The 14,287-nt window shown below is 41.3% G+C and carries 14 protein-coding genes; 12 read left to right on the top strand and 2 right to left on the bottom strand.

The window, feature by feature from the left end; genetic code table 11:
* The first annotated feature begins 33 nt into the window (after positions 1-33).
* The 5 genes from rfaD to hslO all read left to right on the top strand — a co-directional run bounded on the left by rfaD (position 34) and on the right by hslO (position 5,465).
* A complete protein-coding gene (rfaD, locus tag IHV77_RS06130) occupies positions 34-960 on the top strand; it encodes an ADP-glyceromanno-heptose 6-epimerase (RefSeq protein ID WP_194811134.1) in 927 nt (308 codons plus the stop codon).
* Between the two features lie 154 nt (positions 961-1,114).
* Positions 1,115-2,161: a lipopolysaccharide heptosyltransferase II gene (gene waaF / locus IHV77_RS06125; RefSeq protein ID WP_194811133.1), complete on the top strand. Its 1,047-nt coding sequence runs from the start codon at positions 1,115-1,117 to the stop codon at positions 2,159-2,161.
* 70 nt (positions 2,162-2,231) lie between these two features.
* Positions 2,232-3,185, top strand: coding sequence for a lipopolysaccharide heptosyltransferase RfaC (rfaC, locus tag IHV77_RS06120; protein ID WP_194811132.1), 954 nt, complete (start codon positions 2,232-2,234; stop codon positions 3,183-3,185).
* A 113-nt stretch (positions 3,186-3,298) separates the two neighbouring features.
* Positions 3,299-4,438 carry a porin gene (locus tag IHV77_RS06115; protein ID WP_194811131.1) on the top strand — a complete coding sequence of 380 codons (1,140 nt, stop codon included), beginning with the start codon at positions 3,299-3,301 and terminating at the stop codon, positions 4,436-4,438.
* A gap of 151 nt (positions 4,439-4,589) precedes the next feature.
* Positions 4,590-5,465 (top strand): Hsp33 family molecular chaperone HslO, encoded by an 876-nt coding sequence (hslO, locus tag IHV77_RS06110; protein WP_194811130.1) that lies wholly within the window; start codon positions 4,590-4,592, stop codon positions 5,463-5,465.
* Between the two features lie 64 nt (positions 5,466-5,529).
* Here the strand turns inward: hslO and IHV77_RS06105 are convergent, their stop codons facing one another.
* Together IHV77_RS06105 and IHV77_RS06100 are read right to left on the bottom strand one after the other, a co-directional pair.
* Positions 5,530-6,375 (bottom strand): 23S rRNA (adenine(2030)-N(6))-methyltransferase RlmJ, encoded by an 846-nt coding sequence (locus tag IHV77_RS06105; protein WP_194811129.1) that lies wholly within the window; start codon positions 6,373-6,375, stop codon positions 5,530-5,532.
* 55 nt (positions 6,376-6,430) lie between these two features.
* A complete protein-coding gene (locus IHV77_RS06100) occupies positions 6,431-9,043 on the bottom strand; it encodes a penicillin-binding protein 1A (protein WP_194811128.1) in 2,613 nt (870 codons plus the stop codon).
* A gap of 98 nt (positions 9,044-9,141) precedes the next feature.
* On the opposite strand from IHV77_RS06100, the gene IHV77_RS06095 reads away from it, so the two are divergent.
* The 7 genes from IHV77_RS06095 (at position 9,142) to nfuA (ending at position 14,241) form a co-directional block, all read left to right on the top strand.
* Entirely contained in the window at positions 9,142-9,948 is an 807-nt protein-coding gene (locus tag IHV77_RS06095; RefSeq protein ID WP_194811127.1) for a type IV pilus biogenesis protein PilM, read from the top strand.
* A gap of 12 nt (positions 9,949-9,960) precedes the next feature.
* The gene (locus tag IHV77_RS06090) at positions 9,961-10,476 is read left to right on the top strand and encodes a PilN domain-containing protein (RefSeq protein ID WP_194811126.1); all 516 of its coding nucleotides are present in this window, start codon (positions 9,961-9,963) and stop codon (positions 10,474-10,476) included.
* Positions 10,473-10,991 carry a hypothetical protein gene (locus tag IHV77_RS06085; protein WP_194811125.1) on the top strand — a complete coding sequence of 173 codons (519 nt, stop codon included), beginning with the start codon at positions 10,473-10,475 and terminating at the stop codon, positions 10,989-10,991. Before IHV77_RS06090 ends, IHV77_RS06085 begins: the two co-directional genes overlap by 4 nt.
* 2 nt (positions 10,992-10,993) lie before the next feature.
* On the top strand, positions 10,994-11,380 hold the full coding sequence (locus IHV77_RS06080; RefSeq protein WP_194811124.1) for a hypothetical protein: 387 nt from the start codon (positions 10,994-10,996) through the stop codon (positions 11,378-11,380).
* Between the two features lie 8 nt (positions 11,381-11,388).
* A complete protein-coding gene (locus tag IHV77_RS06075; RefSeq protein ID WP_194811123.1) occupies positions 11,389-12,777 on the top strand; it encodes a type IV pilus secretin PilQ in 1,389 nt (462 codons plus the stop codon).
* A gap of 50 nt (positions 12,778-12,827) precedes the next feature.
* Positions 12,828-13,556 (top strand): ComF family protein, encoded by a 729-nt coding sequence (locus IHV77_RS06070; protein ID WP_194811122.1) that lies wholly within the window; start codon positions 12,828-12,830, stop codon positions 13,554-13,556.
* Positions 13,557-13,656: 100 nt separating this feature from the next.
* On the top strand, positions 13,657-14,241 hold the full coding sequence (gene nfuA, locus IHV77_RS06065) for a Fe-S biogenesis protein NfuA (RefSeq protein WP_194811121.1): 585 nt from the start codon (positions 13,657-13,659) through the stop codon (positions 14,239-14,241).
* Positions 14,242-14,287: the final 46 nt, after the last annotated feature.

Genomic DNA, 14,287 nt, shown 5'->3' with positions numbered 1-14,287 from the left:
AATAGGCAGTGTTTATTAAAAGGAGACGACATTATGATTATCGTAACAGGTGGCGCAGGTTTCATTGGCAGTAATATCGTAAAAGCGTTAAATGATTTAGGACGCACAGATATTTTAGTGGTAGATAACTTAAAAGACGGAACAAAATTTGTCAATTTAGTGGATTTAGATATTGCGGATTATTGTGATAAAGATGATTTTATCGCTTCTATCATCGCCGGTGATGACTTTGGAGAAATTGATGCGGTATTCCACGAGGGGGCGTGTTCTGCGACCACGGAATGGGACGGCAAATACATTATGCACAACAATTATGAATATTCTAAAGAGTTGTTACATTATTGTCTCGATCGTGAAATTCCGTTCTTTTATGCCTCAAGCGCGGCGACTTACGGTGATACTAAGGTTTTCCGTGAAGAACGTGAATTTGAAGGTCCTTTGAATGTGTACGGCTATTCTAAATTCTTGTTTGACCAATATGTCCGTAGAATCTTACCGGAAGCAAAATCGCCGGTTTGTGGTTTCCGCTATTTCAACGTATATGGACCGCGTGAAAATCACAAAGGATCAATGGCAAGCGTGGCATTCCATTTGAATAATCAAATCTTAAAGGGTGAGAATCCGAAATTGTTTGCCGGTAGTGAAAATTTCCGCCGTGATTTCGTTTATGTCGGTGATGTTGCCGCAGTCAATATTTGGTGTTGGCAAAATGGCATTTCAGGCATTTATAATTTAGGCACGGGCAATGCGGAAAGCTTCCGTGCCGTTGCGGATGCAGTAGTGAAATTCCACGGTAAAGGCGCAATTGAAACTATCCCGTTCCCAGAACATTTAAAATCCCGTTATCAAGAATACACCCAAGCGGATTTAACCAAATTACGCGCAACGGGTTATGATAAGCCGTTTAAAACGGTGGCAGAAGGCGTAGCGGAATATATGTCGTGGTTAAACGCAAAATAATTTCAGGCTGACTTCTATTCTTTATCCTATCAAGTGCGGTTAAAATTCAAAGCGTTTTTTAACCGCACTTTTAATAGTGAATTAAATTAAAATGGATAAAAGGCTACAAGCCGCAAACATTTTTAAATTTAATTCACTATACATAAGGCAATGTATGAATATCTTAATTATTGGCCCGTCTTGGGTTGGCGATATGATGATGTCGCATAGCTTATATCAACAATTAAAAGTTCAATATCCCGATTGTCAGATTGATGTAATGGCACCCAATTGGTGTAAGCCTTTGCTCGCTCGTATGCCTGAAGTACGCAAAGCCATTGAAATGCCGCTTGGGCATGGTGCATTAGAACTCGGTACGCGCTATCGTTTAGGGAAATCATTGCGCGATCAATATGATATGGCGATTGTTTTGCCAAATTCATTGAAATCGGCATTTATTCCTTTCTTCGCAAAAATTGCCGTCCGTCGAGGATGGAAAGGGGAAAGCCGTTATATCCTGTTAAATGATTTACGAACCGATAAAAAAGATTATCCGATGATGGTTCAACGTTATGTTGCCTTAGCCTTTGAGAAAAATGCTGTGCCAACCGCAAAGAATATTCCGGTATTAACGCCTTATTTAACGGTAGGGTCAACCCAACAAGCCGAAACATTGAAAACTTTTGAAAAACAGACCGCACTTTTGGCTAATCGCCCGATTATCGGTTTTTGTCCCGGTGCAGAATTTGGGCCGGCAAAACGTTGGCCGCATTATCATTATGCTAAACTCGCCGAAATGTTAATTACACAAGGGTATGCGGTGCAATTATTCGGATCAACGAAAGATATGGCTGTCGGTGAGCAAATTTGCCGAGCGTTACCGCAGGAACAGCAAGTCTTTTGCTTAAATTTGGCAGGGCAAACGAATTTAAGCCAAGCCGTAGATTTAATTGCAAATTGCACGGCAGTTGTAACTAACGATAGCGGCTTAATGCACATTGCCGCCGCAACGGATCGCCCGCTGGTTGCCGTTTACGGCCCTACTAGCCCGACTTATACACCGCCATTGTCTGGTAAAGCGGTAATTATGCGTTTGATTGAAGGTGATCTCATTAAAGTGCGGAAAAGTAAAGACAGTGCGGAAGGTTATCACCAAAGCTTAATTGATATTACGCCTGAAATGGTAATGGAAAAATTAAAACGGTTATTGGCTGCGAAATGAGTGCTCACGTGCCGATTTACAATTTATTTAGCGTTTGTGGCACGCATTTGGGGCAACGGTATTCGATGAAATGAAAATATGTCTAGTTAAAACCTCATCAATGGGCGATGTGATTCACACTTTGCCTGCACTGACGGATGCGCAACGAGTGATTTCCGATTTACAGATTGATTGGGTGGTAGAAGAAAATTTTGCTGAAATCCCACAATGGCATTCGGCGGTTCGCCGTGTTATCCCGATTGCATTACGCCGTTGGCGTAAATCCCCCTTTGCTTTACAAACCCAAAATGAATGGAAAAACTACCGCACTTTGCTTAAGCAAGAGCAATATGATGCGGTAATTGATGCTCAAGGATTATTCAAAAGCGCTTTTTTCGCAACCCGTTTAGCGAATGGCGTGAAGTATGGTTATGATCGCCATAGTATTCGTGAACCCGTGGCTTCCTTTTTCTACGATAAAAAATATTCGATTTCTTATCAGCAGCACGCCGTTGAGCGTATCCGTCAGCTTTTTTCCCGAAGTTTAGGCTATTCATTGCCACAAACACAGGGGGATTATGGCATTATGACGCATTTTGCTTATGAAGTGTCGTCCCGCCCTTATGTGATTTTTATTCATTCTACAACCCGTGAAGATAAGCATTGGTTGGAAGCGGAATGGCAAAAATTGATCGAAAAATTAACCGCACTTTCTTTTGATATTCGTTTACCTTGGGGGAATGAAAAGGAGAAAGCCCGTGCGGAACGTTTAGCGGAGGGAAAAGAAAACGTGCAGGTATTGCCTCGCTTGTCTTTAACGGAGCTTGCGCAACAAATTATGGGGGCTAAGGCAGTGGTTTCCGTTGACACCGGATTAGCGCATTTAACCGCGGCATTGGGTAAACCGAATATTACCCTTTATGGCTCAACAGATCCCAAATTAATAGGTTGTTACGGAAATAATCAGTATCATTTATCGTCAAAATCAATGAGAGAGATTTCAGCCGAGCAGGTTTTTGAGCAATTTAATTCAATCCTCGTCTAAGAAGACTAATGCCTTTGAGTTATATGCTATGCGAAAAATCGCTTGATTCATCAAGCGTGAATAGATAGACTCCTAAAAGTTCAATTTTATTTTCACTCAATAAGGGAAGCATTATGAAAAAAGCACTTCTTGCGTTAACTGTAGCTGCTTTCGCAGCAGGTTCTGCACAAGCTTATAAATTTAATATTGAAAAAACCGGCACTGAAATTGATTTCAGTGGTTCTGCCCGTTTGAAATGGGAAAATATTAATTCTAAAGTGACAAATCCTGATGACACGACAGGTTCAAAAAATATCTCACACGGGGATATTGATAATAACGGTTCACGTTTCGGCTTTAAAATTAAACAAAATTTAGGAAACGATTTTTATGCGATCGGTCGTGTAGAATGGCGTTTCCGCACCACTGATGCAAGAGGTAACGGTGCGGAGCCGAATCTGGCAAGTAACCGTCATAATAACTTCGGTCGTATTTATACCCGTCAACTTTATGCGGGTTTCGGGCATAAAACCTATGGTGAATTGGTTTACGGTAATATGACGACTTTTACGGATGAGATCAAACAAACCGATTTACCAAATACTTATAGTTTAAGTGATGGTTTATTAAATAGTAGCGCACGCCGCGTTATTCAATATACTAACCGCAACGGCATCGTTCCTAATTTAAAATTTGGCGCTTATTATGGTGCAACCAGCCCGCGTAACACACAGGGCTTAAGTATTAATCCGAATCGTAATCATGTGTGGGGGGCTGGTGCAGTTTATAAATACAATATTGATGATTTACAAGATTGGACAACGGCAGCCGGCTTTTCTCGTGAAACGTTTGAAAATAGCCGTCAAGTAACTGCTTATTCATTTGGTAATGCATACCGTTTTGATCACACCACATTAGGTTTAGACCTAGAACATAGAAATACCTCGAATCTTTCAAATTCTTTCGGCAATGGCATAAAACGTGCGGAATATGAGGCGCGTGCCTTGGTGTTCCAAGCATTAAATGAAGATTGGAACGCTTACGCAATGTATGCTTATCGTCATAAAAAATTAAAAGATACGACAACCCCGGCCGCAACTGAAAAACGTAGTGAAGTTATGCTCGGTACCGAATATTATGTTTACAAGAACGGAAGTATTAAGTTGAAACCTTTTGTAGAAGGTAAAGTGGTTCGCGTAAGAAATCTTGCGCATGCAGAAAATGTGAAACAACGTGATTATGCAGCAGTGGTAGGTTTACGTGCATATTGGTAATTAACTTATTATTTATCCCAAAGCGAGTCGGAAACGGCTCGCTTTTTCTTTAGGGTTGTAATTGGTTAAAACGTCCCCATAATACAGCACACATTAAAAGTGCGGTCGTTATAACCACACTTTTTACTTCATTTTTAACTGGGAATAACAAATGAATTACACTCAAGACAATGACAAACTTTATCGTTACCTTTTTCAAAATCGTGCCGTGCGCGGTGAATGGGTTCGTTTGAATCAAAGTTTTACGGATACCTTAAATACTCATCATTATCCGCAGCCGGTACAAAATTTACTCGGAGAAATGATGGTGGCAACCGCTTTATTAACCGCCACTTTAAAATTTGAGGGCAATATCACCGTACAAATTCAGGGGGATGGTCCGCTTCGTTTGGCTTTAGTGAATGGTAATGATCAGCAACAAATTCGTGCGCTCGCTCGTGTAGAAGGTGAAATTTCTAATGAAATGGGCTTACATGAAATGATTGGTAAGGGTGTGTTAGTGATTACTATTGTACCGAAAGAAGGGGAGCGTTATCAGGGCGTTATTGGATTGGATAAACCAACGATCACCGAATGTTTAGAAGATTATTTTGCCCGTTCCGAACAACTGCAAACCCAACTTATTATTCGCACCGGTGAATATGAGGGTAAACCGGTTGCAGCGGGTATGTTGTTACAAATTATGCCTGATGGTGAAGGCTCTCCCGATGATTTTGAACATCTTGCGACTTTAGCGGCAACGGCAAAAAATGAGGAATTATTCGGCTTGCCGGCAGAAGAAATGCTTTACCGTTTGTATCATGAGGAAACCGTAGAAGTTTATGAACCTCAAGATATTCAATTTTTCTGTGGTTGTTCGGCGGAACGTTCAGGGGCGGCATTATTGTTAATTCCGGATGCAGAGATTGATGAAATCTTAGAGGAACATAAAGGAAGTATCGATATGCAATGTGAGTGTTGCGGCACCCATTACTTATTTAATAAAGAAAGCATTGAAAAACTAAAAACCACGGCTCAATCCGAATAACAAAAAAATCCCGATGAAGATCGGGATTTTTTGTATTCAAAGTGCGGTTAAATTTCGCATTATTTTATTCCGGTGTAATCCATTCCACCGTCCAGTTGCCCGTTCCTTCCGGAACCAAGGTTTTCACCAAATAAGGTAAGATGCTTTTCATCTCTTGTTCTAAGGTCCAAGGCGGGTTAATGACAACCATACCGCTTGCCGTCATACCGCGTTGAGTGCTATCGGGGCGAACCGCTAATTCGATTTTCAAAATCTTGCGAATACCGGTTGCTTCCAAACCTTTAAAAATACGTTTGGTTTGTTGACGTAATACAACGGGATACCAAATCGCGTAAGTGCCGGTTGCAAAACGTTTATAGCCTTCTTCAACGGCTTTCACCACTAAATCGTAATCCTCTTTGAGTTCATAGGGCGGATCGATAAGTATTAATCCTCGGCGTTCCTTCGGCGGTAAGGTTGCTTTTACCTGTTGGAAGCCGTTATCACATTTCACCGCAACATTTTTAAATTCTTTGAAATTATTACGTAATAGGGGAAAGTCGCTCGGGTGTAATTCCGTTAATAAGGCGCGATCTTGCGTGCGTAATAATTGTGCCGCAATCATTGGTGAGCCGGCATAATAACGTAGCGCTTTGCCGCCATGGTTAAGCTGTTTGATTAAATTGACATAACGACTGATTTCTTCGGGTAAATCCGTTTGTTCCCATAATCGCCCGATGCCTTCTTTATATTCTCCGGTTTTTTCCGCTTCGTTGGAGGATAAACGATAATGCCCCACGCCGGAATGGGTATCTAAATAATAAAAACCTTTCTCTTTCGATTTCAGATTTTCCAAAATCAGTATTAAAACAATATGTTTTAGTACATCGGCATGGTTGCCGGCATGAAAAGAATGACGATAACTGAGCATAGTTTGCCTCTTGAGTTAAAAAGTGCGGTCAAAATTAACCGCACTTTTGTGATGATTAGAATAATTCTTCCGGTTGTGTCGCCGGCATCGCATCTTGAATTTTATCCGTACCGCCGTTTAAACGTTGTTGTAGTTCCGGCGGAACATAATATCCGCGTTCGAGCATTTCTGCCGCATAGGTCCGTTTCGGTTCAGTACCAACGATAAAGTATTCTTTACGTCCGCCGAATTCTGAAAGTAAGCCGGAATTGCTATCAATGCTTTTTTCCATAATATTGGGCGGTAAATCAAGTTTCCGTTCCGGAATATCGGAGAGCGCAACTTTCATATAAGTAATCCATACCGGCATTGCGGTTTTACCGCCCGATTCGCCGCGTCCTAATACGCGTTTGTTATCATCAAAACCGACATAAGTGGTGGTAACAAGGTTTGCCCCGAAGCCTGCATACCACGCAACTTTTGCGCTGTTGGTCGTACCGGTTTTACCGCCAATATCGCTACGCTGTTTGATTTCTTTTGCCATTCTCCAGCTTGTGCCTTTCCAGCTTAAACCTTGTTCGCCGTAAATGGCGGTATTTAAGGCACTACGAATCAGGAAAGCAAGTTCGCCGCTGATAACGCGTGGCGCATATTCTATTTTTGACGTACCGTCTTTGGCATTTGCCATTAAATCAACGGCATCTTCATTTAATGCGCCGCCTTGTGCTTGTAATTCAGGTAAATCAGGCACGTTCTCGGGTTGAACATCTTCTTCCGTATCGGTGTTGGTATTGCCTTTTGCCGTTTTTAAATCATCAGGTTTGGCAATGTTTTGGAAACCATCGATTTTGTCTTTTGTTTCACCGTAAATCACCGGGATATCATGACAGGTAATACAAGCGATTTTCGGGTTTGCCACAAATAAATCCTTACCGGTATTGTCTTGGATTTTTTCGATAATATAAGGATCGATCAAGAAACCACCGTTATCAAATACCGCATAAGCGCGTGCCATTTCAAGCGGTGTGAATGAAGCCGCACCCAGTGCTAATGCTTCACTGGCAAAATATTGCTCCCGTTGAAATCCAAAGCGTTGCAAGAAGTCTGCGGTAAATCCAATGCCTGCCGTTTGTAATGCACGAATGGCGATCATATTTTTCGATTGTCCTAAACCCACACGTAAACGCATAGGGCCATCGTAACGATCCGGTGAATTTTTCGGATTCCAAACAGGTTGCCCCGGTTTCGCAATTGAAATCGGACTATCCTGTAAGACACTTGAAAGGGTTAACCCTTTTTCCAATGCCGCGGCATAAATAAAAGGTTTAATGGAAGAACCGACTTGAACCAAGGATTGTGTCGCTCGGTTAAATTTGCTTTGTTCATAACTAAAACCACCCACAAGTGCTTCAATCGCACCGTTATCGGAGTTCAATGAAACCAACGCCGAGTTTGCCGCAGGAATTTGACCTAACACCCATTCTCCGTTATTACGCTGACGAATCCAAATTTGCTCACCGATTTTCACCGGATTTGAACGCCCGGTCCAGCGCATCGCATTGTTGGAAAGCGACATTTTTTCACCTGAAACCAATAATAATTCCGCCCCATTTTTGCTTGTATTCAATACGGCTGCAGGAATAAAAGGCTCGGAATTAGGAAGTTTTTTCAAGAAAGCAATAATGCGTTCATTATCCCAAACCGCTTCATTCTTTTTCCATAAAGGCGCACCGCCACGCCAACCATGACGCATATCATAATCAATTAAATTGTTACGAACCGCTTTTTGTGCTTCCGCTTGATCTTTAGAAAGCACGGTAGTGAATACTTTATAGCCGCGGGTATAAGCATCTTCTTCACCGAAACGTTTCACCATTTCTTGGCGCACCATTTCCGTTACATAATCTGCGCGAAAATCAAATTTGGCACCGTGATAACTGGCGACAATCGGTTCTTTGAGTGCGGTGTCATATTCTTCTTTGGTAATATATTTTTCGTTCAACATACGTGATAGCACCACGTTTCGGCGTTCTTCAGCTCGTTTTGGTGAATACAAAGGGTTCATCGTGGATGGGGCTTTGGGTAAACCGGCAATAATTGCCATTTCGGATAAAGTGAGTTCATCAAGGGATTTACCAAAATAGGTTTGCGCTGCCGCCGCAACGCCGTAAGACCGATAACCTAAGAAAATTTTATTTAAATAAAGCTCCAAAATTTCTTGTTTGTTTAAGGCATTTTCAATTTCAATGGCGAGCACCGCCTCACGTGCTTTACGCACGATCGTTTTTTCCGGTGTTAAAAAGAAATTACGGGCTAATTGTTGAGTAATCGTGCTTGCGCCCTGTGAAGCACTACCGTTGCTTATAGCAACAAATAATGCCCGCCCGATTCCTATCGGATCCAAACCGTGATGATCATAAAAACGGCTATCTTCTGTGGCTAAAAAGGCTTCAACCAAACGTTTCGGCACATTTTCTAATTTCACAGGAATACGGCGTTGTTCTCCCACTTCACCGATTAATTTACCGTCAGCCGTATAAATTTGCATTGGCTGTTGCAATTCAACGGTTTTTAAGCTTTCCACTGAGGGTAATTCGGATTTTAGGTGAAAATAAAGGAGACCACCTGCCGTCAAACCTAAAATACATAAGGTTAATAGGCTGCTTAATACTAATTTTGCGATCCGCATCGTAAAATTCTCTCTTGATTGATGATAATAAATAAAATCACACTATGATTTGGTTGCTAAGTATAAAAGATTCATCACCCAAATAATAGGAAAAGCGTATGCCAATGCTTTATAAAAGACGGAAAACCCTACAAATTGGAGTGCATCGACAGAAGGATCAATTTCAGTTTGTTTGGCTAAATGACGCACAACAAGTTCAATTTCTTTTCCTATCTGCAGAAGAACATCATATCGAAACCGCACTTATGGCACGTTTGGCAAAAGATTTTCCACAAAATAATGTTCGGTTGCGTTTGGTCGGAAGTATTTCTCCTCATTTTACTTGGTCGAAAACCCTACTTTTACCTCACCTATTGAATGCGCAAGAATGTGAACAACAATGCCATTTTGTGTTACAGAAAGAATTGCCGATACCACTTGAGGAACTTTGGTTTGATTACATTTCAACACCTTTAAAGCAAGGTTTTCGATTAGATATTCATACCGTGCGTCGCCAAGTGGTGAGTGAAACGCAAAAAGATTACGGAAAGTTATCGTTGAACGTATTGGATATTACTCATTTGGCTATTTTACGGGCATTTCGCTTTATTTTAGGCAAAGATTGCGACAAATCACTTTATCTGTACCAAGATGAAAATGATTGTTTTGCGATGATGGAATGGGCTCATCAGCGACAATTATTGCAAACATCAGAAAATTTAACCGCACTTTATGAGCAATTTTGCCGACGCTTTGAACCTGAAATTGAGCATATTTATGTGTATCAAACGGAGAGCATTGAACGAACCGACTTGGCTGAAAACTGGCAAAGGGTGAAAACACAAATTCCTTTTATTGCGCTTGGAAACGCGCTTTGGCAAATGGATTTACATCAAAACTCAACGGATTTTCAACCGCACTTCTAAGTGAGAATTTCAATGAACGGGGTTAATTTACTGCCTTGGCGATTAGAACAATATCGGCGATTATTGTTTTTGTTTTTTATCCGGTTGATTGTTGTCTTGGCTTTGGCGCTATTTTTATGGATTGGGCTTTCTTGGTTTCAGCTACAGCAACGAGAGGAACTAAACCGACAACGACAAACTTTTGAGCAACAGAAAAATCAATTGATACAACTTGTTCGGCAAACCGCTCAAATCAAGCAACTTATGCAGAATGTTACCGAATTGAAAGCATTAACACCTGAACCTGTTGAGCAGATTTTGACATTGTTACCGCAATTCCCTTTACAACAAGGGGAGCTGGAATCTTTACATTTTAATAGGGAAGGGATTAGGCTCAATGGGTTTTGCATCGAACAAGCCGAATTTGAAGCCTTTCATGAATTTTTGAGTACACATTTTGGTTCGGTCAAACTCACGCAATTTAAACCTGAACAAGGGCGTTTGCTTTTTCAATTTGAGATCTCGGAAATCAAAACAGGTGAAAAATGAAATCCCTTATTAAACATCGCATCGCTTTTATTGAAAAATGGTTGGTATTACCGAAAATTTATCATTGGGCATTTTTTGTCGTCTGCCTAAGTGCGGTCAATTTTTCTGTCGTTTCGGATTATTGGCAAGATTATCAACAATTGCAAAGAGTGAAGTTGGAAGTGAAACAACAATCGGCAGAATTGGCACATCAGGAAAAATTGCTTATTACGCTGAAACGGCATTCTGATCGGCACGAATTATCTCCAATGCTCACGAAACAAATTATCGCTTTAGATCAGCAAATTAACGATTTGTTGAATGGTGAGGCTGAGATATTGAACTATCAATGGGATTTTTCAAGCCGTCCGATTTTACATATTCAGTTGGAAGGACATTTTCAAAATTTACATAAATTTTTAACCGCACTTTCGGAGCAACAAGTGGTGCTTTCTTTTGTGCAATTAGAAATGCAAAAAACGGAGCGTGGGCAAGTGCAAAGCAATGTCATTTTACAACTTAAAAGAGAGGAATAAGTGTGCGAAGATTTTATTATTCAGGGTTTTGTTTTCTTGTCTGTTTAGAAAGTATCGCCGCAGATCCTTTTGATCGCTTGCAGCGGCAATCGGCGGACAGCAACATCTCTCAATCTAAAATACCTTCTACAAAATGTGTGTTCGATGAACCTTCTCTTGCCATGGAAAGTACATTTGAGCAGTTGAAATTGGTGGGCGTGGTGCTTTATAAGAATATACCTGAAGCGTTATTTTTGGATCCGAATCAAAAATTGATTGTTGCCAAGCAGGGTTATCGCTTGGCACAAGAGGGGAATCTGTTGCAACAAATTCGCAAAGATGGCGTGGCGTTACTGCGTGCAAAAGCAGGGCAGTGTGAGCAAACGGAAAAGTTGGAAGTCAGGTTTTAGGAGCAAAGATGAAAAGCGGGTTTAAAAAGTGCGGTTTATTTTTTCTGTGTTTTTGTTGTGCTTTTTCGTCAACGGCGGAATTTAAGGAAAACCAAGTCTTTTCCATTCGATTAAAACAAGCCCCGATGGTCTCGAGTTTGCAAGAGTTAGCCTTAGTGCAAGGAACAAATTTGGTTATTGATGACGAAATCGAGGGGTCGCTTTCCTTGCAATTAGACAATGTGGATCTTGATCGCGTACTGCGTTCGGTGGCAAAAATGAAAGGGCTGTCGTTACGTGTGGAAGATGATATTTATTATTTGAGAAAACGAAGTACGGGGGAAACTTTGGCGACTGCCTATGTAGAAACATCACAAGCGGTCGTTAATGAGGCTTTTAAAGGAATGAAACCGAGCGAACCTACGTTAATCAGCCGTACCGTCAAATTACATTTCGCCAAAGCTTCGGAGGTGATGAAGTCCCTTACAACGGGAAGCGGGTCGCTTTTATCTGCGCAAGGGAGCATTGCTTTTGATGATCGCAGCAATGTGTTGATTATTCAAGATGAAGCAAAATCCGTTAAAAATATGCTGAAACTTATTGCAGAGTTAGATAAACCGATTGAGCAAATCGCTATTGAAGCACGTATTGTTACGATTAGCGATGAAAGTTTAAAAGAATTAGGCGTACGTTGGGGGATTTTCACTCCCACGGAAAACGCACATTCGGTGAGCGGGAGTTTAGCGGCAAATGGTTTTGCCAATTTAACGGATAATCTCAATGTGAATTTTGCTACCAATTCCACTCCGGCAGGTTCTCTTGCTTTGCAAGTGGCAAAGATTAACGGACGATTATTAGATTTGGAATTGACCGCACTTGAGCGTGAAAATAATGTAGAAATTATCGCCAGTCCAAGGTTACTGACGACCAACAAGAAAAGTGCAAGTATTAAACAGGGAACGGAAATTCCTTATGTGGTGACAAGCGGTAAAAATGATACGCAATCGGTGGAATTTCGTGAGGCCGTACTGGGGCTTGAGGTAACGCCGCATATTTCCAAAGATAACAATATCTTATTAGATTTATTGGTTAGCCAAAATTCACCGGGTAGGCGCGTATCTTACGGGCAACAAAACAATGAAGTGGTGTCTATCGACAAACAGGAAATCAACACGCAAGTTTTTGCGAAAGACGGAGAAACCATTGTGTTAGGCGGTGTATTTCACGATACCATCACCAAAGCGGTGGATAAAGTGCCGGTGCTGGGGGATATTCCGTTGGTAAAACGATTGTTTAGCAAAGAAAGTGAACGACATCAAAAACGTGAGCTAGTCATTTTCGTCACACCATATATTCTAAAGCAAGGCGAAACCCTAGAAAGCTTGAAGCAAAAAACAAAAAGCGGGAAGAGAAAGTAAAGTGCGGTCAGATTTTACGAAATTTTTTTCGCTTGTGGGTGATAAGTCGTATGAGTTTATGCAAAACATCGTTACTAAAAGTGTCATCTTTCGTCGATACATTTTTTGGGTTTAGTTGTGTGTTGTGTCAGTCGTCGCTAAAACAAGGTGTAAGTGGATTATGTTCAACCTGTCAAAGGCAGGTTCGGCGTTATATTTATTGTGGAAGTTGTGGTGCGCCGTTGCAATATTTTTCCCGCCATTGCGGGAATTGTCGGCGGAATGAACCTGCATGGGATCGAATGGTTGTTGTCGGCTATTATCACGAACCGATTTCTTATCTCATTCATCGCTTTAAATTTCAAAAACAGTTCTGGCTTGACCGTACTTTAGCCCGTTTGCTGTTATTGGCGGCCTATGAGGCGAGACGTACGCATGGTTTGACATTTCCGCAAGCCATTATTCCCGTCCCTTTATCTCATCTTCGTCAATGGCAGCGTGGCTATAATCAGTCGGATCTATTGGCAAAGATATTAAGCCGATGGCTTGAAATTCCTTGTTTGTCCCATATTGTTAAACGCGTAAAACATACGCCTACCCAGCGCGGATTAACCGCTGCCGCACGTCGTCAGAATTTGAAAAATGCTTTTGAGGTGAATTTTTCTAAACCTTTTCCTTATCAACGTATCGCATTGGTCGATGATGTGATCACTACCGGTTCTACGCTTAATGAAATTTCCAAACAGTTGCGTAAATCGGGTGTACAGGAAATTCAAGTTTGGGGATTGGCACGTGCTTAATCAGAATTACCGATAAGTATAATGCAGATAAAAAAAGTGGAAAAAATGCGACGGTAGGCGTATCATCTCCGACAGATTTTATCAAGTATTAAGGAATATTATGGAAAATATTGTTATTTCGGAAGCGGCGCAAGCGCATTTTCGTAAATTATTGGATACTCAAGAAGAAGGGACAAATATTCGTATTTTTGTTGTGAATCCCGGCACACCGAATGCAGAATGCGGCGTATCTTACTGCCCGCCAAATGCGGTGGAAGAAAATGATACCGAAATAAAGTATGAAGGTTTTTCCGCTTTTATTGATGAAGTGAGTTTACCGTTTTTGGAAGAAGCGGAAATTGATTATGTAACGGAAGAGCTCGGGGCTCAGCTCACCCTCAAAGCACCAAATGCTAAAATGCGTAAAGTGGCGGATGACGCACCTTTAATCGAACGTGTCGAATATGTTATTCAAACCCAAATCAATCCGCAATTGGCGAGCCATGGCGGGCGGATTACGTTGATTGAAATTACGAATGACGGTTATGCTATCCTACAATTCGGTGGTGGATGTAACGGTTGCTCAATGGTGGATGTAACCTTAAAAGATGGGATTGAAAAACAACTAATCGGTTTATTCCCAAATGAATTGAAAGGGGCGAAAGATGTTACCGAACATCAGCGTGGGGAACATTCCTACTATTGATGTAAAACATGGGGGCGTATTGCCCCCCTCATAGTTAAAACGCATT

The sequence above is a fragment of the Rodentibacter haemolyticus genome (assembly GCF_015356115.1).
In the GTDB taxonomy this organism is placed as follows: domain Bacteria; phylum Pseudomonadota; class Gammaproteobacteria; order Enterobacterales; family Pasteurellaceae; genus Rodentibacter; species Rodentibacter haemolyticus.
Note: the sequence above shows the minus strand (reverse complement) of the source record. Positions and strands in the feature narration are given on the sequence as shown.

Excerpts from the sequence above, each read along its gene's own strand:
- IHV77_RS06095 (WP_194811127.1), top strand. The coding sequence starts at position 9,142 with ATGCCAATGCTTTATAAAAGACGGAAAACCCTACAAATTGGAGTGCAT.
- IHV77_RS06085 (WP_194811125.1), top strand. The coding sequence starts at position 10,473 with ATGAAATCCCTTATTAAACATCGCATCGCTTTTATTGAAAAATGGTTG.
- IHV77_RS06115 (WP_194811131.1), top strand. The coding sequence starts at position 3,299 with ATGAAAAAAGCACTTCTTGCGTTAACTGTAGCTGCTTTCGCAGCAGGT.
- waaF (WP_194811133.1), top strand. The coding sequence starts at position 1,115 with ATGAATATCTTAATTATTGGCCCGTCTTGGGTTGGCGATATGATGATG.
- hslO (WP_194811130.1), top strand. The coding sequence starts at position 4,590 with ATGAATTACACTCAAGACAATGACAAACTTTATCGTTACCTTTTTCAA.
- nfuA (WP_194811121.1), top strand. The coding sequence starts at position 13,657 with ATGGAAAATATTGTTATTTCGGAAGCGGCGCAAGCGCATTTTCGTAAA.
- IHV77_RS06105 (WP_194811129.1), bottom strand. The coding sequence starts at position 6,375 with ATGCTCAGTTATCGTCATTCTTTTCATGCCGGCAACCATGCCGATGTA.
- rfaD (WP_194811134.1), top strand. The coding sequence starts at position 34 with ATGATTATCGTAACAGGTGGCGCAGGTTTCATTGGCAGTAATATCGTA.
- IHV77_RS06075 (WP_194811123.1), top strand. The coding sequence starts at position 11,389 with ATGAAAAGCGGGTTTAAAAAGTGCGGTTTATTTTTTCTGTGTTTTTGT.
- IHV77_RS06070 (WP_194811122.1), top strand. The coding sequence starts at position 12,828 with ATGAGTTTATGCAAAACATCGTTACTAAAAGTGTCATCTTTCGTCGAT.
- IHV77_RS06100 (WP_194811128.1), bottom strand. The coding sequence starts at position 9,043 with ATGCGGATCGCAAAATTAGTATTAAGCAGCCTATTAACCTTATGTATT.
- rfaC (WP_194811132.1), top strand. The coding sequence starts at position 2,232 with ATGAAAATATGTCTAGTTAAAACCTCATCAATGGGCGATGTGATTCAC.
- IHV77_RS06090 (WP_194811126.1), top strand. The coding sequence starts at position 9,961 with ATGAACGGGGTTAATTTACTGCCTTGGCGATTAGAACAATATCGGCGA.